Below are 23,104 nucleotides of genomic sequence, written 5' to 3' on the forward strand. Positions count from 1 at the left end.
ATAAAAATAAGTTTTTAATACCTTTGCCTGCCTGCTTTAATAATATTATACAAAAAACGGAGGAGTCCTTATAAAAATGAAAAAGGATAAACAAAAGCCTGTTATATCTGTTCTATGAGTGATGCAAAATATTTATATATGTATTTTAAGTGCGTGGAATATCGTATCTTTGCAAACTGAAAGAGCTAACAGCCCGATAGCCGGACTATGGGCTTAACAATAAATTACTCATGCAAGAAACTCAAGATAAGATTTTAGAAGATGTTACCTCCGGTGATTATAAATACGGATTTGTAACAGACATAGAAACAGAGGTTATTCCGGTAGGACTCAATGAGGACGTTGTCCGTCTGATTTCGGCAAAGAAGAACGAGCCCACATGGCTGCTAGAATTCCGCCTGAAAGCATACCGTCACTGGCTGACAATGGACATGCCTGATTGGGCACACCTGAATATTCCTCCGATAGATTACCAAAGCATCAGCTACTTTGCCGCGCCGAAAAAGAAAGACGGTCCGAAGAGCCTCGATGAGGTAGATCCCGAACTGTTGAAGACATTCGACAAACTGGGGGTTCCTCTTCACGAACGTGAAATACTCGCAGGTGTAACGGGTATGGCTGTAGATGCGGTAGTGGATAGTGTTTCTGTAAAAACCACATTCAAAGAAGTATTGGGCGAAAAAGGGATTATATTCTGCTCGTTCAGTGAAGCAGTGCAGGAACATCCCGAGCTGGTGAAGAAATACCTCGGGTCAGTAGTACCATATCGTGATAATTTTTTCGCGACACTCAATTCGGCCGTATTCAGCGACGGGTCGTTCGTGTATATTCCCAAAGGCGTCCGCTGCCCGATGGAGTTGTCGACATATTTCCGCATCAATGCTGCTAATACGGGCCAGTTTGAACGCACGCTGATTGTTGCCGACGATGATTCGTATGTGAGTTACCTCGAAGGCTGTACAGCACCTATGCGTGACGAAAACCAGCTACATGCGGCTATTGTGGAGATTATCGCTCTCGACCATGCCGAAGTGAAATACTCGACTGTGCAGAACTGGTATCCGGGCGATAAGGAAGGCAAAGGTGGTATTTACAACTTCGTTACTAAACGGGGTGTTTGTAAAGGCCGTGGTTCTAAGATATCGTGGACGCAGGTGGAAACCGGCTCGGCCGTAACATGGAAATATCCTTCATGTATCCTTGCGGGGGATGATTCCATCGGTGAGTTCTATTCGGTAGCCGTAACGAACAATTTTCAGCAGGCCGATACAGGAACGAAAATGATTCATATAGGTAAGAATACCCGGAGCCGTATCGTATCGAAAGGTATTTCGGCAGGGCAAAGCCAGAATTCGTATCGTGGACTGGTAAAGGTATCTCCGAAAGCGGAAGGCGCCCGTAACCACTCACAATGCGACAGCTTATTGCTGGGCGATAAATGCGGTGCCCATACATTCCCATACTCGGATATTGCCAATCCAAGCGCAATTATCGAGCATGAGGCTACAACGTCGAAGATCAGTGAAGACCAGATATTATACTGTAATCAACGAGGTATCGGGACAGAAGAAGCTGTCGGGCTGATTGTAAACGGATATGCAAAAGAAGTGATGCAAAACCTGCCTATGGAGTTTGCAGTAGAAGCCCAAAAGCTATTGCAGATAAGCCTGGAAGGCAGCGTGGGATAAACTGATATTATTCTACGGAATCTAAATATAAGAGACAGCTGATATGGCTGTCTTTTTTTTGTGGAGAATATTCTATGAAATGTATTTTTCAGGGATAACTTTATCTATACATACGGAATGCTGCTATTTTATCAAGAGGCAGTAAATAATATTTTACAGATTCTTATTGGTAATTAATAACAAGTTTATTTCTTAAATTTGTATATTATTATATGATAAATTCAATATGAAATTTATAGCTATTATTCCCGCGCGCTACGCCTCTACCCGCTTTCCGGGAAAACCTCTCGCCGATATGGGCGGGAAACCGATGATACAACGTGTCTACGAGCAGGTAAAGAAGGCTGTTGAAGATGTATGGGTGGCTACGGACGATTCGCGTATTTTCGAAACGGTGGAATCTTTCGGAGGCAAAGCCGTAATGACATCACCGGATCATAAAAGCGGTACGGACCGGATACAAGAGGCGTATGCTAAAATAGGCGGAGGGTTTGATGTGATAATCAATGTGCAAGGTGATGAGCCGTTTATTCAGCCCGGACAGATTGAAGCGCTTAAAAACTGCTTCGATAGTAAAGAGGTTGAACTGGCAACTTTGGTAAAACCATTTAAAAAGGAAGATGGTTTCGATGTGCTGTTTAATCCCAATTCGCCTAAAGTAGTTATAAATAAGATGGATGAAGCGATCTACTTCAGCCGTTCCATTGTTCCTTATATCCGGGACGTACATCATACCGAATGGCCGGGTAGGCATACTTTTTATAAGCACATTGGTATGTATGCTTACCGCTCCGATATTCTGAATGAAATAACCGGATTGCCCCAATCTTCATTAGAGAAAGCGGAATCGTTGGAGCAGCTTCGCTGGATAGAAAACGGATATCGCATTCGTGTGGGATATACAGATGTGGAGACCATCGGCATAGATACGCCGGAAGACATGGAGAAAGCGCTGGCTTTCCTTCATAACAGGGGATGAGCTATCTGACGCCCTTTACATTCATCCGCAAACTATATAAATACCGGGAGGCCGTAATAAAGAGGGTTTTCATATCCTTGCCTCCGAAACAGACGTTTGCTGTCCAGTTTGCTTCCACAGGAATATGTTCTATCTGTTTTCCTTCAGGGTTGAAGACTGTGACACCCTGCCCAGTCAGGTAAATATTCCCTTCTCTGTCTATGGTCATTCCATCCGAACCTAACGAAGTGAAGAGTTTCTTATTTGCAAGAGAACCATCGGGAAGGATGTCATAAACATATGTTTTATTTGCCCCGATATCAGCAATATATAATTGTTTCCCGTCAGGAGTGCCGATTATTCCGTTTGGCTTTTTCAAATCTGTGGCAACCTTTATTACACTGTCGCGATCGGGAGAAAGGAAATACACATATTCACCCTCCTGCTGCATTCCGGGGTTCCTGGTCCAGTAATCGCGCTTATACAGAGGATCGGTAAAATAGATGCCGCCGGCGGGGTGCACCCATAGGTCGTTCGGGCCATTTAGTTTATAACCATTGAAGTCAGCGACCAGAACCGTGTGATTGCCATTCATATCGATGCTCCATAATTCATTATCCATATCGGAGCACGAAAGCAGATTTCCGTTCCGGTCGAAATAAAGGCCATTTGCCCGTCCGGTATTTTCCATGAATGTGGATAGCCGGCCATCTGTCGACCATATTAGGATCTTGTCGTTTGGCTGGTCTGTGAAATATATATTTCCTTTTTTATCTACGGCAGGCCCTTCGGTAAAGCTGAAGCCATCGGCCAGTTTCTCTGCTTTTGCTTCAGGGGCAATGAGTGTCTTCGGCTTCTGGGCAAAGGCCGAAGAACCGAATGAAATGAGTAAGAGGAGAAGGACGGTTTTACTTGTTATCATACTTGGTAAATATTCTCAGATGCTGAAATGTAATATCTGTTGCAATTAAGTCATTTTTCTTGGAATAATAGATAGAAGATGGAGAAAGAGTTGTTACCTGTCATTTGAATAAGTAATGAATATGACGATTTTTAAGGTGTAAATTATTGTATTAAAATACTATTGAATACTTAAACACTTGTTTAGTCCGATAATCTTTTTTATTTTTGCGATTAAACGATCGTTTAGAACACATGTTTAATAATGAAGATTCTTCGGAAGTAAGGAAACGTATCCTGAAAGAAGCACAAGTGCTTTTTATCAAAAACGGCTTTAAGGGAACCAGTGTCAGGGATATAGCGAAAGCATCGGGCACAAATGTGGCCATGGTAAATTATTACTTCCAATCGAAGTATAATTTATTTGAGATCATATTTGAAGATGCCCTCGATGTATTCACTAAAAGAATATTTGAGACGGTGACATCCGACCTTCCTTTTTTTGAATTAATAGAAACATGGATTCATACCTACTATGAAATCCTTTTCGAATATCCGCAAATCGCGGCGTTTATACTGAATGAAGTAAGCCTTAATCCGGCCGGTCTGACTAATCGGATTAAAGCCCGTAATCCATATATATCTTTCAGTAAGGTTGAGGAACGCATAGAAGAAGAGATCAAAAAAGGTACGATAAGAGAGACTCCGGCCGCCGATTTTTTACTGAATATATTATCGCTGTGTATGTTCCCTTTTATGTTTGGAAATCTGGCTATGACATTGATGGAAATTCCCCGGAATATATATGATGAGCTGATTGCCAATCATGAGAAATACGTAATAGAATTTACGATAAACGCATTGAAACCGTGCGATGGAGAGTTCAAAAAAAACTAAACTACATTATAATATGAATAAAAGACAACAATATAAAATGGGAGTTGACGTAGGTTCGACAACTGTGAAGATTGTCGTTTTGGATAATAATAAGCAAATTATACACAAGTCCTATTGTCGCCACCAGGCTAATATACAACAAACTCTTGTAGCTGAACTGCAAAAGGTAGTTGAATTATATCCCGGTACCGCATTCAATATCAATATCTCAGGCTCTGCCGGTATGGGTATCGGAGAGCGTGTAGGAATACCGTTTGTACAGGAAGTAGTTGCAGCTGTTGAGGTAGTAAAGAATGTTTATCCTGCCGCCCATACGCTCATCGATTTGGGTGGAGAAGACGCCAAGATGGTGTTCTTTAGTGAAGGCCGTCATCCGGATATCCGTATGAATGGAAGTTGTGCCGGAGGTACAGGCGCTTTTATCGACCAGATGGCCAGTCTGATGAACATACCGGTAAATGAACTGGGCGAAAAGGCTTTGACTTATGATAAAATATACCCTATTGCATCCCGTTGCGGTGTTTTTGCTAAAACAGATGTGCAGAACCTGATAAGTCGTAATATACCTGTTTCGGATATTTCCGCTTCTATTTTGCATGCCGTGGCCTTGCAGTCGGTTACGACTCTTTCCCGTGGATGTGATGTTGTGCCCAAAGTGATCTGTATCGGCGGGCCGTTGACATTTATCCCTGCACTTCGAAATTCTTTCCGCGACGTATTAAAGATTGAAACTACGGATATTATTGTACCTGAGAATGGGGAATATTTCCCTGCCTGGGGTGCAGCCTTATATGAAGAAGACGGTGTGAAGGCTTTTGACCTGAACAGTCTGATAGAAAAACTGAACGAGTCCACATCGTCCAACCACAGTGAGGCATTACCGGCTCTGTTCAAAGACGAACTGGAGTATATAGAATGGGACGCTAACCGCAATGTAAAGGCTTTGCAGTTTAAAGCATTGGGTGACGAAAAGTATGTAGAATGCTTCTTAGGTATAGACTCAGGTTCCACAACCTCGAAAGTTGTAATAATGGATACTGATGCGAATATTATCTATAAATTTTACGGAAATAACGAAGGTAACCCTCTCAAGAAAGTGATGGAAGGGTTGGAGTTGTTCTATAAAGAAGCTGAAGAAAAAGGTGTTACGGTTAAATTCCTATCTTCCGCAGCTACCGGGTATGGTGAAGACCTGATGAAGTCTGCACTCGGGCTTGATTATGGCATAGTGGAGACTATTGCCCATCTTTCCGGAGCACAGTATGTGGACCCTGATGTATCGTTTGTCCTCGATATCGGCGGTCAGGATATAAAATCGATATTTATCAGTAACGGGCTGATATCAAATATAGAACTGAACGAAGCATGTTCGGCCGGTTGCGGTTCATTCCTGCAGAATTTTGCGACCACAATGAATATGGAGTTGGCAGATTTTACCCGTGCTGCCTGCCTTGCCAGATATCCGAGCGATTTGGGATCACGCTGCACAGTCTTTATGAACTCGAAGGTGAAGCAGTCGCTTCGCGAGAATGCAGGAAATGATGATATCGCTGCGGGACTGGCTTATTCGGTGGTAAAGAATTGCCTGTTTAAAGTATTGAAAATATCCAATCTGAACCAGTTGGGCGATCATATTGTAGTGCAGGGCGGAACATTCCGCAACGATGCTGTTTACCGTGCACTGGAATTGTTGTCGGGTAAAACAGTAAGCTCTACCGATCATCCCGAACTGATGGGCGCTTTGGGTGCCGCGCTCTATTCTCAACGCTTGTGGCAGAAAGGCCATGCCCAAACGGCTTTTGCAGGGGAGGAGGCTCTGTTCGATGTAAACTCGATAGACTCGAAAGAATTAACCTGTAAAGGTTGTACAAATCTCTGCTCGGTACTTCGTTTCAAATTCAATAACGGAAATATCAGTTATGCAGGCAACAAGTGTGAGAAAGTATTTTACAACAGGAGCAATGACCGGAAAGAAGGTTACAATGCCTTTGACAAGAAAAACGAGATACTTTTCGCACGTCCGGTTAATGCAGGCAATATAGAAAAAGGAAAGACCATAGGTATTCCGCGTGTACTGAATATGTTCGACAATTATCCGTTCTGGCATACATTGTTATCAGAGTGCGGATTTAATGTACGTTTATCGCCCGAATCTACATTTCCACTTTATCAGAAAGGGGTAGGAGGTGTGATGTCCGATAACATATGCTTCCCTGCCAAACTGGTGCACGGTCATATACTTGCTTTGATAGAACAGAAAGTGGACAGGATATTTTATCCGATAGTACCAAAGGAAGAAAAGGAATTCGGACAGGCCTCCAATTCATTCAACTGTCCTGTTGTCAGCGGTTATCCGGATGTGATTCAAAGCTCAATTGATCCTTCGGGCCGTCATGGTATCCCATTCGATGAGCCTGTGATCACTTTCAGTAAAGATAAAGCTCTGGCTAAAGGTTGTTACAATTATTTGTCAGGTCTAGGTGTATCCAGATCTGTTTTTGAAAAAGCCTTCCTAAAAGCCATGGAAGTAAAGACCGGATTGAAACAGGAATTGTATGGCTACCAGAAAGAACTTCTGGACAAGGCTCTTGAAACTGGAGAACTGGTCTTCGTGGTAGCGGGCAGGCCGTATCATACGGACCCCCTGATACATCAGAAAGTAGGACAAATACTCTCCGACCTCGGGGTTATCGTACTGACGGATGATGTTTTTCGCAAGCCCGAAAGTCATGGTTTCGGGAAGCTGAATATCATATCCCAGTGGTCATATCCTAACCGCGTGGTACAGGCTGCTATGGAAGTAGCGAAATTACCGCAGAATGTACAATTGATACAGCTGAATTCGTTCGGTTGTGGCCCCGATTCATTCTTTATGGATGAGACACGGGATATACTGAAGGCTGTTGGTAAAAATATAACAGTGCTTCGGATAGATGAAATTGCCAGTCCGGGTTCTATCCGTTTGCGTCTCCGTTCCCTGGTAGAATCGCTGAAAGCCGTGAAGTCTTTTGATGTAACTGCCACGGAGGGATACAAGGGCTATTCTGTTCCTTACAAAAAGGCGAAGGATGGGAACAAGACAATCCTTATCCCATGGCTATGTGATTTTATATCTCCGTTTGCTCCTGCATTGGGTGAAATATTAGGATTAAAGGTAGAAAATCTGCCTAAATCGAATAAACTATCCGCCGACCTGGGTTTGATGTATGGCAATAATGAAGTTTGTTATCCTTCCACCCTTGTTCTGGGGGATATCATCAGCACCCTGCAATCCGGGAATTACGATGTAAAGGATGTTGTTCTGGCAATAACCCAAACCGGAGGGCAATGCCGTGCGACTAATTATATAGCGCAAATCAAGACCGGACTGCAAAATGCCGGGTTTAATGATATTCCTGTCATCGCTTTAAGTTCGGGAGATACCTATCAGAACGGAGAAAGCGAATTTACCCTTGAATGGAAAAAGATAGCTAAACTGGCTGTACCATTAGTGCTCTATGGCGACGGTTTGCAACAGATGCATGGATCTATATCTGTTCGCGAAAAGAAAGAAGGATCTTCACAGGAAGTATTTGATTTCTATATTGAAAGAGGTATAGATGCGGTCCGGGCAAAAGATGTGAAGACGTTGTTCCGCCTGCTGAAAGAAGCTGTTGAGGATTTCAATAATGTGGCGATTTATGATAAGGAATATTCGAAAGTAGGCCTTATCGGGGAAATCTTTGTGAAGTATAATAATTACGCGCAGGCAAATATATCGGAGTGGCTTCGCTCTAAGAATGTAGAAGTTTCCACACCTCCGCTTCTCGACTTCCTGATGCAGTTCTTTGTGAACAGTAAGGTGAATGTAGAGAATGGATTGGCTGAGGAAACTATTTTCTCAAAAACGTTGAAACCACTGATCTGGTGGTATATAAACGGCAAGGTGAGAAAATCGGAAAAAATACTGGGCAAATTCAAATTCTATGAAGCCTCAGAATCTATATACGCTAAAGCGGAAGCGGCATCCGAAGTGCTGAATCTTTCCAATCAGTTTGGAGAAGGCTGGTTGATACCGGGCGAGATTGCCCATTATGCCCGCAAGGGAGTGAATAAAGTGGTGTGTTTGCAGCCATTCGGTTGTATTGCGAATCATATTGTAGCCAAAGGAGTGGAAAAGCGTATAAAGGAAATTTATCCGAATATGAATATACTGTATCTGGATATTGATGGCGGTATAGCTGAAGTGAACTTACAGAACCGCCTGCACTTTATGATTTAGAAGGAAAATAATGTGTCAATAATTTAATGTGCTAATATGCCAATGTGCCAATGACGCAAGCGACAATAAGACATTGGCACATTGGCATATTGTCTCATTAATTATTTTGGTCTCTCGGCCATTGCGGTCAGCGCTCCCTTTTGTTTCAGGTTTTCCATCAGGAAGCTATCTCCTTCTTGCAGGTCTACGATAGTGTATTTATCCACCCCGCATATCTGCATCTCGTCGAGGGCATCAACAAGGTTTTTATAATTAGAGTCCTTAGTTGCCTTGATAACGACATTCAGTCCTTCATCAGATTTCTTTGCTTCAGAGATCAGGCTTTTCAGCTGATTTTCGTTTATTTCTTTTCTGTAATACTTCCTTTTCAAATCCTGGATTTTGGATGCAACAAAGCTGTTCCGTTCCAGAAGCATCTGACGTAAACCTTTATAATCGGTTTCTTTCAGCGATGTATAGTCATCGTAATTGGCAACGTCTGCATAATAGTAGATCTTGTCCTGTTCGCCCAGGATAACGGTAACAGATTTTGATCCGGGTATTTTTATCTCCCCTTTTTTTGCAGGCATCGCGATATCCATTACTTGTGGTATGCTGAGGGTGGTGCAAAACATGAAAAATGTAATAAGGAGCATATTCATATCCACCATCGGGGTGAAATCCACCCTTAAAGTTCTCCGTTGAGGTTTTCCTTTCTTATCATTTCCTCTGCTGTTTGTATCTATATTAGCCATAATATTTGATTTTTTAAAGATTGAACTTCTATTTTTACTTAATAGAGCAATATTGTGTTGAAATTTCATAAAAGGATCGTACTTTTTTCCGATAAATTTTATCTTTGTGTTTTGTAAGCGGTCAATAACAACTTTTTAGACGGGAAGTAAAGCCGTTTGTAACGTATATAGGAAATCTTTATCTATATAGGAGGTACTAATTGTATTCTTCAATATAAGGTCGAATAATTTAATAACCAGAGATAAGCGTGACAGTGGTAAGAATAGAGAAAAAAGTGTAACTTTTGTAACTTTTTTTTAACTATCGGGTAGCGTGCAATTATCAGCTAACTTTAACAATAATATATAATTATATAACCTAAACTAATGAAAAATAGGATATTACTTCTTGTCGCTATATTTGTATATTTTATATTTATATTTTGTTTAGAGAAGCTGGCTTTTATGTTGATGTATTCTGCTACCGCAGGAGGAATCACATCTTCTGAAATATTTCAAGTGCTGTATCATGGCTTACCGCTCGATATGTCTATGAGCGGATACCTTACGGCCATTCCTGCACTTATGCTTATTTTTTCTATCTGGATCAAACCTAAATTCATAGCCTGGGTATTGAATGTGTATTTTGGGATAATTCTTTCACTGGTAGTAATTATAGCAGTGGTTGACCTTATTATATATCCGTATTGGGGTTTCCATTTCGATTCCACAGTATTCCTTTATTTACAAAAACCGAAGGAAACTTTTGCAAGCGCTTCTGCTCTCGAAATTATCATCGGATTTTTAGCTGCGATAGTGTTTAGCCTGATTGTATATATTGGTTATGTAGCCATAATCCGTAAGCAGGTATTGAAATTGACCGTACCTAAATCTATATGGAAAGCCTGCCTGATAATGATAGTTTTGACTGCGGCTTTATTCTTACCAATACGAGGCGGGGTAACCGTTTCTACAATGAATGTGGGGAAGGCCTATTTCAGTGATAGCATGTTCCTTAATCATGCTGCAATTAATCCTCAGTTCAATTTAATGTATTCTTTCTTCAAATCGGATAACTTCGGTTCGCAATACCAGTTCTATGAAAATCCGGAAGCAGTGGCTATTTTTGATGCGTTAATGACACAACCGCCTACAGACAGTATTCCGCAGTTACTGAATACCGACCGGCCCAACATAATATTGTTTATTCTGGAGAGTTTCTCTGCTGAAGCGGCTTTGGATTCTGTTATTGCACCTAATATGAGCCGTTTTGCAAAAGAGGGTATCTTGTTTGATAATTTTTATGCAAATAGTTTCAGGACCGACAGGGGGTTGGTTTCTGTACTCAGTGGTTATCCGGCCCATCCAACAGTAGCCATTATGAAGTATCCGCAAAAAACAGAGAATCTGCCTACTATTCCAAAGACATTAAAGCAGGAGGGCTATAATAATCTTTCTTTCTATTATGGGGGTGATGCTGATTTTGCAAATATGCGGTCTTATTTTATAGGGGCGTGTGGAATAAAAGAAGTTGTTTCGGATAAGGACTTTCCGTTAAATGAACGTATGACCAAATGGGGTGCGCCTGATAAGTTTCTTATAGACAGGGTATATAAAGATTTAACTACAAAAAAGCAAGAGACTCCGTTTATGAAGACGGTGCTGACCCTCAGTAGCCACGAACCGTTTGATGTACCTGTGTATAAATTTGAAGAGCCTTTTCTGAATGCAGTATCATATACAGACGAATGCCTGGGTGACTTTGTAAAGCGGCTGAAAACAACTGATTTATGGAATAATACACTACTTATATTTATCGCGGATCATGCGATGCAGTCATATCCCGAAGGGCTGAGTAATAGCGATCCTAAAAGATTTCATATACCTATGCTTTGGCTGGGTGGAGCTGTGAAGAAACCGGAAGTTGTATCCGATTTCGGTTCACAGAATGATCTTGCTGCTACTTTACTTTCTCAGTTGAAATTGAAATATACCGATTTTAAATTTAGTACAGATATGATGAACCCGGATAGTAACAAATTCGCTTTTTACTCTTATGTAAACGGTTTTTGTATGACCGATTCTACCGGAACGCTTACATATGACAATGACAGACAGGAGATTATTCGCCAGTCTGGGAATCCGGGATTGGAAAAGAAAGCAAAAGCGTTTTTCCAGAATATGTATATGGATTTAGGAGAGAGGTAAAGTTTCAGTCTCGTTTGTGAATTGTTTTTACAAGTTATAATATAAAAGCTGAGAATATTTTTATATTTTTGTGTCGCCAATCAATGGCCCTGTAGTTTAATGGATAAAATAAAGGATTCCGGTTCCTTAGCTGTGGGTTCGATTCCCGCCAGGGTCACAGAGTATTGAAAAGATAGGCTGTGTATCAATCAGATATGCAGCTTTATTTATTTAAGGAGAGATATTCCGAATTCCATTTTTAAATACATTAGTTTCCCGATCAATCCAATGAACATGATTCCCGCCTCCGATACCTCTCCTGAATCCGGTAATTACACCGGATTTGTTCCTCACGGGCTTTATTATATCAGTGAAGTCCTCATTTATTAAATGTCGGATAAGCCGGATTATTTAGGTCTAATTCAGTTTTTTATTGGGAGAATCAATAATTTTTTGGAGTTTTGCTTTACTTATCGCATTTGCAACAATGCCTGCGGTAACTCCAATAATAAAAGATATTAAAATACTCATAAATGAATTTTTCATCTAGTTTTTCACTTAAAGCAATATAAATAACATCATTCTTAAGTCTGAATATATTATTTTTTCGTATTCGGTGTTAAACTTTACGCAATTATATAATCATATCCCATAAATCGACTGATAAAGTGATTAATTAAATCCATATTGAAAAATTTAACAGAATAATAATAAACGTTCAATTATATTGATCGTTTTGCGTGACTCGGCATAATCAAAATGAATTTTGCGTCTGCTTTCGCGACTTAAAACGTTCTATTGTTTTCAGTATAACTCCTATCCTTATCTATTTTCGAAAGTTTTTAACTCATACCCGTCGCGCCCTACCGGGCTTATTCTTTTTGCATTGCCTAGCAGGAAGCAAAAACGCTTTAGCACTCCGCTTCATAGGCTGCCCCGTAAGATAAAAAGACGAAACGGGAACAACTTAGCCGAAGCATAGGCGAGGCTAAAACTCGCAGAAAGATTGTATATTCGAATTAGAAGATAGGCTCAAACACATTCTCTGTCTGGAATTATATTTTATTCTTTAAGAGTGAGGCAAAAAAACAATAAGCCGCAACTATCTGATAGTTATGGCTTATTTCGTTGTCTCACTAGGACTCGAACCTAGACAGGCAGAACCAGAATCTGCAGTGCTACCATTACACCATGAGACAGTATTACTTTTGCGACTACAAAAGTAATAATAATTTTATTTAGCCACTAACAGGAAGTAATTTTTCTTTCCTTTTTGTGCAATAATATATTTTCCGGCGATTAGATGAGCATGACTGATGATATCATCGAAGTTCTCCAGCTTCTCTTTATTTATCATTACCCCGCCTGCCTGTACAGTTTTGCGCATTTCTCCTTTCGATGGAAATACAGATGCACTTTCGGTCAGCAAATCTACAGCTTTAATTCCGGCAGCCAGCTCATCTTTGGACATGTCAAATGTCGGAACACCTTCAAATACCTGTAGGAATGTCTCTTCATCCAGCTTTTTCAAAGCATCGGCAGTGGCATTACCAAACAAAATATTGGATGCCTCAACAGCCTGCTCATAATCTTCTTCGGAGTGGACCATAACAGTAACTTCCTTAGCCAGGCGCTTTTGCAGTGGGCGCAAATGTGCCGCAGTTTTTTGTTCTGCAACCAGTGCTTCTATTTCTTCTTTGCTGAGAGCTGTGAATATCTTGATATATTTCTCTGCATCTTCATCACTTACATTCAGCCAGAACTGGTAGAATTTGTAAGGAGAAGTATATTTTCTTTCGAGCCATACGTTACCCGATTCGGTCTTGCCGAACTTAGTTCCGTCTGCTTTTGTTATCAGCGGGCAAACAAGGGCAAAAGCCTCGCCGGCAGCCTTACGGCGTATAAGTTCCGTTCCTGTGGTGATATTTCCCCATTGGTCGGAACCGCCCATTTGAATGCGGCAACCTAATGTTTCGTATAAGTGGAGATAGTCGTATGCCTGCATCAGTTGATATGAAAACTCTGTAAACGACATGCCTTCCGAAGCTTCCCCGCTCAGGCGTTTCTTTACAGAATCCTTGGCCATCATATAGTTTACGGTAATGTGCTTTCCTATGTCGCGGATAAAATTCAGAAATGAGAAGTCTTTCATCCAGTCATAGTTGTTTACCAACAATGCCGCATTCGGCTTGTCAGACTCGAAATCGAGAAACTTGGCTAACTGCTTCTTAATCGATTCCTGATTGTGGCGAAGAGTAGCTTCGTCCAGCAGGTTACGTTCGGCCGACTTCATAGAAGGGTCTCCGATCATACCTGTTGCTCCGCCTACAAGAGCGATAGGACGATGCCCTGCACGCTGGAAATGTTTCAATATCATCACACTCACAAGGTGCCCGATATGCAACGAATCGGCAGTAGGGTCGATACCCACATAACCCGAAGTAAGTTCCTTTTGCAGTTGTTCTTCCGTACCCGGCATGATCTCCTGTATCATACCTCTCCATCTTAGTTCTTCAACAAAATTCATCGAATTAGTTTATTAATTGTAACTTTTTTAGTTAGTGTGCAAAAGTACGACCTTTTTCGAAAAGAAAAAACATATACCTTTATTTTAATGTGCCAATCCTATTAGAAACCTGAAGATTCGAAGATTTACAAATCCTCTTTTACTCACTGCTTAGAACTGATTTTTTGTTAAAAAGTAACAAAGGTAACATATATCAGTTAACAGTAATCAGTAAACAGTATCGTGGTTTGTCATGCTGAGAGAAACGAAGCATCTCGTCAGATAGCAGTTAACAACTTGTAACTCGTAACTGCCTAGGGCGAAGTAACTTGTAACTATTAAAAAAGGTAACAGTATTTACAGTCATCAGTTAACAGTCATCAGTCAACAACTCGTAAGATGTAAAACTTTGCGCCTTTGCGTCTTTGCGTGAAACAAAACAAAACGCCAGTCAACTTTGTAACCCGTAACTGCCCGCAGGGCGCAAAAATAACATTCGCCGAAGCCAAGGCGAGGCAAACCCGTAACTTAAAAACGATTTAGGCGGCCCGTTCAATATATCAAAGAACCCTGTAAACTGATTGCAATTACAATCAGTTTACAGGGTATAGATAAAGTTATTCTTAAATATTCCGTATTCTTACTTCTTTTTAAATAAGCGAACCAACTCCCCTATCCAAAGTACAAACGAAGTGCCGCCTATTATAATACCCCAGTCCTGTATAGTCAAAGGCATGGTACGGAATACTTCACCGCCGAAAGTCACTATTAATATCTGGCCTATAAGTATTATCAGCGCTACCATCTCAAATCCGGCGCTTTTATTTAAACCTGCAAAAGCAGATTTGCCTGTGGCGTATGCTTTTGCATTAAACATATTCCAGAATTGTAACAATACAAATACAGTGAAGAAATAGGATAAGAAATATCCGTTTCTGTCCGCTTCAGGTACATAACTAAAGAATGAATTGAGATGTTCCGGAGAAGAAAAATAATACATCATTCCCAACAACAGTATGACAAACAGGATGCCTGTGGTCAGAATATGTTTCCCGATAGAACTGGTTATAATAAAATCACTGTTCTTTCTTGGTTTACTGTTCATTACATTCGGATCGGGAGGGAGAGAGGCCAGAGCCCCGGCAGCGAATGTATCCATTATCAGATTCACCCAGAGCATCTGTGTTACTGTCAATGGTAACTCCTGACCGAATATAGAACCCAGGAATACGATTAATAAGGCAGCCACATTGATTGTCAACTGGAACAATATAAACCGCTGGATATTTTTGTAGAGCGAACGCCCCCACATTACGGCTGTAGCAATACTGCTGAACGAGTCGTCGAGAAGGGTTATATCGCTTGCCTCTTTGGCTACGGATGTTCCCGAACCCATCGACAGGCCTACATCAGCATAGTTGAGGGCGGGAGCATCGTTTGTTCCGTCGCCGGTAACAGCGACAATCTCGTTTCTTTGTTTCAGTAAATGAACGAGACGTTGTTTATCCGTAGGACGGGCACGGCACATTATTTTCAGGTCTTTTACCCTTTCATATGCTTCGTCATCAGGAAGATTTTCGAAATCGATACCGCCTATTATATTCAGGTCTGTATCCTCCTCATCTTTCCAGATTCCGATCTGACGCCCTATTTCTTTTGCGGTGCCATAAGTATCCCCTGTCACTATCTTAACTCCGATACCCGCATTCAGACAGCGCTCTACAGCTCCCGGCACATCGGTACGCACAGGGTCGGAAATACCCGCGATACCCAAGAATATTAAATCGCCTGAAGCCAGTCCTTCAACAGACTGATTGTTTCCTTCTTCAACATATTTATATGCAAACCCAAGCGTACGCATTGCCTGATTCTGGTACTGGAGTAGCTGTTCGTCTACTATATCCTTAAATTCCTCCACAGGAGCTTGTCCGTTTATGCCTGCTACATGTTTACTTTTTGCAAAGACGACTTCCGGCGCACCTTTTACATAAAGTACCTTTCTTTTCAGTTTCGGAGAATCGACAAGAGTCGCCATGAATTTCCGCTCGGTAGAGAACGGCAACTGATCCAGTACCTCTTCCTTATTGCGGATATTGCTATATAATATCTTGCTTTTGTTCAGCCATAATAAGAGCGCCCCTTCGGTAGGATTGCCCAATGCAGATACTTTTTCTTTATTTGAAAAATCGAGGAATGCTGTTGAATTTACCGATATATTCCCAATCACCAGCCTGCTCACTTCACTGTCTGTCAGGTTTTGATCTGCCACTCCGTAGAAATTTGTACTTGCTACCTGCATCTGGTTCTGGGTGAGCGTACCTGTTTTATCTGTACAAATAACAGTAGTGGCGCCCATCGTTTCCACTGCATGCATTTTACGCACAAGGTTATTCATCTTCAACATACGACGCATGCTCAGTGCCAGACTGAGCGTAACGCTCATCGGCAGACCTTCCGGCACCGCCACTACAACCAGCGTAACAGCCACCATAAACGCCTGAAGTATATTCGCTGCCACATCGATGCTGATCCATGAGTCATCATCCAGAGGATTTACCCCGAAGATATATCCCGAAAAAGCTAAAACGACAGTAACCAATGCCCCTGTAAGCAGCCACCTCAGCCAACTGCCTCTGGCTACGGCTTTCGGCAGTTTAATATCTTTTCCTGCAAGTTCAAGGCCGTCATATATAATAGGCAGCCATACTTTTACCATTGCTATGGCCACACCTATCATAACTGCTCCGAGGAGGCCGAGTTCGCCAAGTGAGACATATACAGTAGGGTCGTTGAATATATTTTTTATAAAGAGGACGGCAAAGGTAAGCATAGCCAATATAAGCCCTATAACCCCTATAAATTTGGCAAGGGAATCCAGTTGCCGGTTCAGAGGTGTTTCCCCTTCTACCTTTTCCGTGGATTTTTCTGCAACCTTACCGAATTCGGTGGCATCACCCACACGGGCTACTTCGAAAACTCCGTGTCCGTTTATTACTTTCGTGCCCCGGAGTACCCAGTTGGATGGGTAAGTCACACCCTCTTCGAAATGGTCGGGATCTATTGTTTTGTCTATACTAAGTTCTCCCGTAAGACAGGATTCGTCTATTTGCATGGATACGGCGTCGAACAGTTCTCCGTCGGCAGGAACTTCATTTCCCATTTCCAGGAACACGATGTCTCCTACCACAATATCTTTCTTAGGTACCTGCCGGATATTACCGTTACGCATCACGGTTATCATATCCTCATCATTTACCTGATTGAGTACATCGAATTTTTTATTGGCATCCATCTCGAACCAGAAAGATACTCCGGTAGCCAGCAGGATGGCGCAGAATATACCGATGGTTTCGATATATTCGTTGTGTATGATGGATATTCCCAGAGAGAGAAACGCTGCTATAAGCAGGATGCGGATAATAGGGTCTTCAAACTTTTGCAGGAAAAGCTTCCATAAAGGTTCCTTTTTAGGAGGAGTGAGTATATTCGCTCCGTGCTTTTGCCTGCTTTCTTTTACCTGACTGTCTGTAAGCCCCGTGTAATTCTTTTTTCCTTCCATTATTCTATTAATAAATATACTTCTTTAACAATAAGCAGTTTGTTCTTGTTTAAAAAAAGGGATAAAGTTAATGTTATCAGAGTACAAATATAACACCGGCCTGTTAATTAATTGTTACGATCATTAAGGCGTTCTTAAGAAAGTAAAGGAGCAGGTTTTTCTGAAATCCTGCTCCTTTAGTGCTTTATAACGATCAATTCTCCGGCTCCATCCAGTCGCCATTATCTTTGATGAGCTGGACAAGCCTTTCCACAGCCTCTTCCGAAGCAATATTCTTTTCTATCAGATGTTTCTTTTTATAAAGGGAAATTTTCCCTTTCTCAGCCCCGACATAACCGTAATCGGCATCCGCCATCTCTCCCGGTCCGTTAACGATGCAGCCCATAACACCTATTTTTAAGTGTTTAAGATGTGAGGTAGCTCCTTTTACCAGTGCAACAGTTGTTTGCAGGTCGAATAATGTACGTCCGCAGCTAGGGCAGGATATATATTCGGTTTTACTTGTACGGATGCGCGATGCCTGTAAGATTCCGAACATGTACGCATCTATATTTTTCAATGAAATGTTTCCTTTGTTTTCGAGCATAATACCGTTGCCGAAGCCGTCGAGATAAAGAGTACCGAAATCAGTCGCGGCTTTTATCTGCAGATCTTCCGTTTCATTCTCTTCATATCTGCGGTTGGGTATTACGGGAGTATCACAATCATTATTCATCAGGGTATGTATAAATGCGCGCTGTTCTCCTACACCGTTGATATGATTAGTAGTGAGAATAATAACAATGGATCTGTCTGTTTTCAGCAAAGAGATGATATTATTATCCAGTTCTGGATATGAAAGGCGCAGGAACTTGATTGCCGCATCATTGCCCCTTATCTTTTCCCAATTCGGTTTATCGAACAGTGGGTATGTATTCTTTTCCCCTTTCCATCCGTCTAAATCTATAATAGAAGGTATTGCACGTGGAGCGCTAAGGGGTAACTCTTTCCCGACATACAGATAATCGGGCAGGAAGTGGACGTTAAATTCAAAGTTGCCTTGCGAACGGTCTGAAATGACAACAGGCAGGCTATCGCCTCCAATATTACCTACCGTATATGTTTCCCTGCGGTCGGTAGAGAATGGAGAAAATTTATCGCTTGGGGCAGCTATTATTTCCGGATGATTTTCTTTCTGTTTGATATATGCAACAAGTTTTCGCGCCACAGGTACCTCATATTCCGGATCTTCGCTCAGGGACACACGGATGGTATCGCCGATACCGTCGGAAAGAAGTGAACCGATACCTACAGCCGATTTTATGCGCCCGTCTTCACCATCTCCCGCTTCGGTTACTCCAAGATGCAGAGGAAAGTTGAGACCTTCTTTTTCCATACGGGCAATAAGTAAGCGGACAGCTTTTGACATGACTACCGTATTGGAAGTCTTCATGGAAATTACAATATCCCTGAATCCTTCGGCGATGCAAATATGAAGGAACTCCATGCATGACTCCACCATGCCTTCGGGAGTGTCACCATAACGGCTCATAATACGGTCGGATAATGAACCGTGATTTACCCCGATGCGGATAGCTGTTTTGTGTTCTTTACATATATCAAGCAGAGGAATGAGTTTCGCCCGTATTTTCTCTATTTCCTGTGCATATTCTTCATCTGTATATTCGAATGTTTCGAAAGTTTTTACCCTGTCAACAAAATTTCCCGGATTGATTCGCACTTTCTCCACAATCTTTGCGGCAGCTTCAGCTGCACGCGGATTGAAGTGTATATCGGCAATCAGCGGAGTGTTGTATCCCTGCGCCCTTACCACTTCTTTTATATTCCTGAGATTCTCGGCTTCGCGTACTCCCTGTGCGGTGAGGCGTACATAGTCAGCCCCGGCCTTCACAATTCTTATAACTTGTGCTGCACTGGCTTCGGTATCGTTGGTGTTAGTGTTCGTCATCGACTGAATCCGTACAGGATTGCTGCCTCCGAGGGGAGTGTCGCCGATCCTGGTTTCGGAAGACAAACGCCTTTTATAATTGAAATAATTCATATCTGAATTTTTTTAGTTGTAATCAAAAAATATAACAAAGATAGAGTTTTTTTGTTGTGTTAAATCTGATAGCTGCTACATTGGCAAATACTATAGATAAACTACAATCATAAAAATAATTAAGAAATCATTCATCCTCCGTCTTGCATCCGCAAAAATGAAATTGCTCCATTGCCTGTTCTTGGCTCACAATGAAATAGACCATATCGGCACGCGCGCATAATTCGTTTTTTGAGTTATATATTTCAGCTTCGAGGAATACGGCATTTCGTTTCTGGTCTTTTATTCTTCCGCGGATTGTCAACAAGGGTTCATTGGTAGGTATACTCTTTATAAATCTGGCTTCGAGACGGGAGGTCACTCCTGTCGTCTGTAATTTACGGATGATAATCCAACCGCCGATTTCATCCATCAGGGTGCTTTGTATTCCACCATGAAGCGTGTTTAGCCAGCCTTGCATATACTTGTTTGGCTTCCAATGTGCAACTATATCATCTCCGTCTTCATAGAACTCCATATGGAGCCCTGACGGGTTAGCGGGCGAACAGGCAAAGCACATATAACCGTCCAGTCCTTCCCAAGGATTTATTATCTTTTTCATAGACACAAAGGAAATGATTCGGAATGTAGATAACAAGAAAAGATTGCATAAAAAGCTCTAAAGAGTCAGCCTGTCTTCTGATATATACAATACAGATAAACTTTATCTTTGAAAATAAAGTTGTAATTTTGTGCCGCTTCAACTCATCGCTGGAGCATCATGATATGGATTATAAGATAATAAAGCTAAAACCCAAGAAAGAAGAATCTTTGAGACGCTTTCACCCGTGGATATTTTCGGGAGCAGTACAAAAAAAAGATAATGACCTGACCGAAGGAGAGGTGGTTGCCGTCTATACAGCCAGTAACGAATTTATAGCCGTTGGGCATTATCAGGTCGGAAGTATCGAGGTCCGCGTCCTGTCTTTCGAAGAGGAAGAGATCAATCCTGATTTCTGGAAAAAGCGATTGAACTCCGCTTTGGAGCTGAGAAAATCGATAGGATTGCTGTCAGCAGATAATAATTCATACCGTCTTGTTCATGGCGAGGGTGATGGTCTTCCCGGGCTGATTATAGACATATATGCGGAGACTGCTGTCATACAGTCGCACTCTGTGGGTATGCACGAATCGCGGATGATGATCTGTGACGCGTTAAAGGCCGTAATGGGAACGACGTTGAAGAATATATACTATAAGTCTGAAACGACATTGCCATATAAAGCCAATCTGGGAGCGGAAAACGAATATCTTTTCGGAGGTAAGGATGTAGCCGAAATCGCTTCTGAAAACGGTTTGAAATTCTATCCCGACTGGGTAAAGGGACAAAAAACCGGTTTCTTTGTCGATCAGCGGGATAACAGGGCCTTACTGGAGCGCTATGCCAAAGACCGTTCGGTACTGAATATGTTTTGTTATACAGGCGGATTTTCGTTCTATGCCATGCGTGGAAACGCAAAGCTGGTGCATTCAGTCGATAGTTCCTCCAAAGCCGTGATGCTGACGAATAAGAATGTGGAGATTAACTTCCCGGATGATAAACGGCATGAGGCTTACGCAGAAGATGCATTCAAGTATCTCGGCAACATTAATAAAGGTGATTATGACCTGATAATACTTGATCCTCCTGCCTTTGCGAAACACCGTGGAGCGATCAAGAACGCGTTACAGGGATATAAACGCCTGAATGCCGTCGCCTTTGATAAGATAGCCCCGGGAGGAATTGTCTTTACCTTCTCCTGCTCGCAGGTAATAACTAAAGAGGCGTTTCGCCTGGCTGTATTCAGTGCGGCTGCCATGTCCGGCAGAAAAGTGCGGATACTGCATCAGTTGAGCCAACCAGCCGACCATCCGATCAATATATATCATCCGGAAGGGGAATACCTAAAAGGTTTGGTATTGTATGTGGAATAAATGATGACAAGACATATAAGAAATATAAAGGAGCCGGTTTATAGCCGGCTCCTTTATGTATATAATGATTGTTTCTTATTACCAGGCAAATAACGGATATTCTTTCATGATTGAATTTACCTTTTCACGGACGGCTTTTACTGTCTGTCCGTTTTCCGGATTTGAAAGAACAGTATCTATCATTTCCACGATCTCAGCCATCAGCGGTTCTTTCGCACCACGTGTAGTGATGGCAGGTGTACCGAAACGAAGTCCCGAAGTAAGGAAAGGACTACGGCTATCGAACGGAACCATGTTCTTATTCGTTGTGATATCCGCTTCTACAAGCGCTTTTTCAGCCAGCTTACCGGTCAGTTCGGGGAATTTAGGACGAAGGTCTATTAGCATAGAGTGATTATCCGTACCACCGGATACCACCTTATATCCTTTGTCTATAAATGCCTGAGCCATAGCGGCAGCATTTTTCTTCACCTGTGTCTGATATACTTTATATGAAGGGTCGAGTGCCTCTGCAAACGAAACGGCCTTAGCGGCAATAACGTGTTCCAGCGGACCACCCTGTATTCCCGGGAATACCGCAGAATCCAGCAAAGCGGACATCATACGTACTTCGCCTTTAGGCGTTTTCTTACCCCATGGATTTTCAAAATCTTTGCCCAGCATGATTGCTCCGCCACGAGGCCCACGAAGGGTCTTATGGGTGGTGGTAGTCACTATATGGGCATGAGGCAGCGGATTATTCAGTAATCCGGCGGCAACAAGCCCGGCAGGATGTGCCATATCTACCATAAAAATTGCGCCTACTTCATCAGCTATTTTACGGATTCGAGCATAATCCCAATCACGGGAATAAGCCGAGGCTCCGGCGATGATTACTTTCGGTTTTTCGGTACGGGCAACCTGTTCCATCTGTTCGTAGTCTACCTGTTCCGTATCCTGACGCACATTGTATTCAAGTGCGTGGAACATTAGTCCGGAAAAGTTTACGGGTGAACCGTGCGAAAGGTGACCGCCATGTGACAGGTTCAGTCCCAGAAACTTATCTCCGGCCTGCATACAGGCCAGGAAAACTGCCGCATTGGCCTGCGCCCCCGAATGAGGTTGCACATTAGCCCATTCTGCACCGAATATTTCTTTCAAACGGTCGATGGCTAGCTGTTCGCTAAGGTCTACAATTTCACACCCCCCATAATATCTTTTCCCCGGATAGCCTTCTGCATATTTGTTGGTAAGGCATGAACCCATAGCCTCCATTACCTGTTGGCTGACAAAGTTTTCCGATGCGATCAGTTCGATTCCTTTCAGTTGTCGTTGATACTCTCTTTCGATAATATCAAAAATGGCTGTGTCTCTTTTCATAAGCAAATGAAATTTTTATGAGGTGAAAAATTAAGGTCGCAGACCTGTTTATATTTTTGTAAGTGCAGGAAAAATACCGAAA

Annotated in this window: 14 protein-coding genes and 1 tRNA gene; 7 read left to right on the top strand and 8 right to left on the bottom strand. The window is 42.1% G+C overall.

The window, feature by feature from the left end:
• The first annotated feature begins 230 nt into the window (after positions 1-230).
• Positions 231-1,688, top strand: coding sequence for a Fe-S cluster assembly protein SufB (gene sufB / locus ACFO6W_RS04185; RefSeq protein WP_379994104.1), 1,458 nt, complete (start codon positions 231-233; stop codon positions 1,686-1,688).
• 226 nt (positions 1,689-1,914) lie between these two features.
• Complete coding sequence (gene kdsB, locus ACFO6W_RS04190; RefSeq protein WP_379994105.1) at positions 1,915-2,667, top strand: 3-deoxy-manno-octulosonate cytidylyltransferase; 753 nt, start codon at positions 1,915-1,917, stop codon at positions 2,665-2,667.
• Position 2,668: 1 nt separating this feature from the next.
• Here kdsB and ACFO6W_RS04195 read toward each other — a convergent pair whose 3' ends face one another.
• Positions 2,669-3,568 (bottom strand): SMP-30/gluconolactonase/LRE family protein, encoded by a 900-nt coding sequence (locus tag ACFO6W_RS04195; RefSeq protein ID WP_379994106.1) that lies wholly within the window; start codon positions 3,566-3,568, stop codon positions 2,669-2,671.
• A 233-nt stretch (positions 3,569-3,801) separates the two neighbouring features.
• Between ACFO6W_RS04195 and ACFO6W_RS04200 the strand changes: the two genes are divergently transcribed.
• Together ACFO6W_RS04200 and ACFO6W_RS04205 are read left to right on the top strand one after the other, a co-directional pair.
• Positions 3,802-4,443 carry a TetR/AcrR family transcriptional regulator gene (locus ACFO6W_RS04200; protein ID WP_379994108.1) on the top strand — a complete coding sequence of 214 codons (642 nt, stop codon included), beginning with the start codon at positions 3,802-3,804 and terminating at the stop codon, positions 4,441-4,443.
• Between the two features lie 13 nt (positions 4,444-4,456).
• On the top strand, positions 4,457-8,704 hold the full coding sequence (locus ACFO6W_RS04205) for an acyl-CoA dehydratase activase (protein WP_379994109.1): 4,248 nt from the start codon (positions 4,457-4,459) through the stop codon (positions 8,702-8,704).
• A 101-nt stretch (positions 8,705-8,805) separates the two neighbouring features.
• Here the strand turns inward: ACFO6W_RS04205 and ACFO6W_RS04210 are convergent, their stop codons facing one another.
• The gene (locus tag ACFO6W_RS04210; RefSeq protein WP_379994110.1) at positions 8,806-9,438 is read right to left on the bottom strand and encodes an ExbD/TolR family protein; all 633 of its coding nucleotides are present in this window, start codon (positions 9,436-9,438) and stop codon (positions 8,806-8,808) included.
• A gap of 366 nt (positions 9,439-9,804) precedes the next feature.
• Here ACFO6W_RS04210 and ACFO6W_RS04215 point away from each other — a divergent pair, with 366 nt between their 5' ends.
• Positions 9,805-11,625, top strand: coding sequence for an LTA synthase family protein (locus tag ACFO6W_RS04215; protein WP_379994111.1), 1,821 nt, complete (start codon positions 9,805-9,807; stop codon positions 11,623-11,625).
• A gap of 85 nt (positions 11,626-11,710) precedes the next feature.
• Positions 11,711-11,782, top strand: a tRNA-Arg gene (locus ACFO6W_RS04220).
• 239 nt (positions 11,783-12,021) lie between these two features.
• Here ACFO6W_RS04220 and ACFO6W_RS04225 read toward each other — a convergent pair.
• From ACFO6W_RS04225 to ACFO6W_RS04245, 5 genes are all read right to left on the bottom strand, one after another.
• Positions 12,022-12,150 carry a hypothetical protein gene (locus ACFO6W_RS04225; RefSeq protein ID WP_379994112.1) on the bottom strand — a complete coding sequence of 43 codons (129 nt, stop codon included), beginning with the start codon at positions 12,148-12,150 and terminating at the stop codon, positions 12,022-12,024.
• 688 nt (positions 12,151-12,838) lie between these two features.
• Positions 12,839-14,131 carry a tyrosine--tRNA ligase gene (gene tyrS / locus ACFO6W_RS04230; RefSeq protein ID WP_379994114.1) on the bottom strand — a complete coding sequence of 431 codons (1,293 nt, stop codon included), beginning with the start codon at positions 14,129-14,131 and terminating at the stop codon, positions 12,839-12,841.
• A gap of 619 nt (positions 14,132-14,750) precedes the next feature.
• A complete protein-coding gene (locus ACFO6W_RS04235) occupies positions 14,751-17,669 on the bottom strand; it encodes a calcium-translocating P-type ATPase, PMCA-type (RefSeq protein WP_379994115.1) in 2,919 nt (972 codons plus the stop codon).
• 193 nt (positions 17,670-17,862) lie between these two features.
• Positions 17,863-19,710, bottom strand: coding sequence for a 4-hydroxy-3-methylbut-2-en-1-yl diphosphate synthase (locus tag ACFO6W_RS04240; RefSeq protein ID WP_379994116.1), 1,848 nt, complete (start codon positions 19,708-19,710; stop codon positions 17,863-17,865).
• A 127-nt stretch (positions 19,711-19,837) separates the two neighbouring features.
• The gene (locus ACFO6W_RS04245; protein ID WP_379994117.1) at positions 19,838-20,311 is read right to left on the bottom strand and encodes a PaaI family thioesterase; all 474 of its coding nucleotides are present in this window, start codon (positions 20,309-20,311) and stop codon (positions 19,838-19,840) included.
• A gap of 164 nt (positions 20,312-20,475) precedes the next feature.
• Between ACFO6W_RS04245 and ACFO6W_RS04250 the strand changes: the two genes are divergently transcribed.
• Entirely contained in the window at positions 20,476-21,663 is a 1,188-nt protein-coding gene (locus ACFO6W_RS04250; RefSeq protein WP_379994118.1) for a class I SAM-dependent rRNA methyltransferase, read from the top strand.
• A 78-nt stretch (positions 21,664-21,741) separates the two neighbouring features.
• Here the strand turns inward: ACFO6W_RS04250 and glyA are convergent, their stop codons facing one another.
• Complete coding sequence (gene glyA / locus ACFO6W_RS04255; RefSeq protein WP_291109527.1) at positions 21,742-23,022, bottom strand: serine hydroxymethyltransferase; 1,281 nt, start codon at positions 23,020-23,022, stop codon at positions 21,742-21,744.
• Positions 23,023-23,104 lie beyond the last annotated feature (82 nt).

This window comes from Dysgonomonas termitidis (assembly GCF_042654545.1).
Taxonomy (GTDB): Bacteria; Bacteroidota; Bacteroidia; order Bacteroidales; family Dysgonomonadaceae; genus Dysgonomonas; species Dysgonomonas termitidis.

Coding starts and splice junctions, on each gene's coding strand:
- ACFO6W_RS04205 (WP_379994109.1), top strand. CDS start 4,457: ATGAATAAAAGACAACAATATAAAATGGGAGTTGACGTAGGTTCGACA.
- ACFO6W_RS04215 (WP_379994111.1), top strand. CDS start 9,805: ATGAAAAATAGGATATTACTTCTTGTCGCTATATTTGTATATTTTATA.
- ACFO6W_RS04245 (WP_379994117.1), bottom strand. CDS start 20,311: ATGAAAAAGATAATAAATCCTTGGGAAGGACTGGACGGTTATATGTGC.
- ACFO6W_RS04235 (WP_379994115.1), bottom strand. CDS start 17,669: ATGGAAGGAAAAAAGAATTACACGGGGCTTACAGACAGTCAGGTAAAA.
- ACFO6W_RS04200 (WP_379994108.1), top strand. CDS start 3,802: ATGTTTAATAATGAAGATTCTTCGGAAGTAAGGAAACGTATCCTGAAA.
- ACFO6W_RS04250 (WP_379994118.1), top strand. CDS start 20,476: ATGGATTATAAGATAATAAAGCTAAAACCCAAGAAAGAAGAATCTTTG.
- ACFO6W_RS04210 (WP_379994110.1), bottom strand. CDS start 9,438: ATGGCTAATATAGATACAAACAGCAGAGGAAATGATAAGAAAGGAAAA.
- ACFO6W_RS04240 (WP_379994116.1), bottom strand. CDS start 19,710: ATGAATTATTTCAATTATAAAAGGCGTTTGTCTTCCGAAACCAGGATC.
- tyrS (WP_379994114.1), bottom strand. CDS start 14,131: ATGAATTTTGTTGAAGAACTAAGATGGAGAGGTATGATACAGGAGATC.
- glyA (WP_291109527.1), bottom strand. CDS start 23,022: ATGAAAAGAGACACAGCCATTTTTGATATTATCGAAAGAGAGTATCAA.
- kdsB (WP_379994105.1), top strand. CDS start 1,915: ATGAAATTTATAGCTATTATTCCCGCGCGCTACGCCTCTACCCGCTTT.
- ACFO6W_RS04195 (WP_379994106.1), bottom strand. CDS start 3,568: ATGATAACAAGTAAAACCGTCCTTCTCCTCTTACTCATTTCATTCGGT.
- sufB (WP_379994104.1), top strand. CDS start 231: ATGCAAGAAACTCAAGATAAGATTTTAGAAGATGTTACCTCCGGTGAT.
- ACFO6W_RS04225 (WP_379994112.1), bottom strand. CDS start 12,150: ATGAAAAATTCATTTATGAGTATTTTAATATCTTTTATTATTGGAGTT.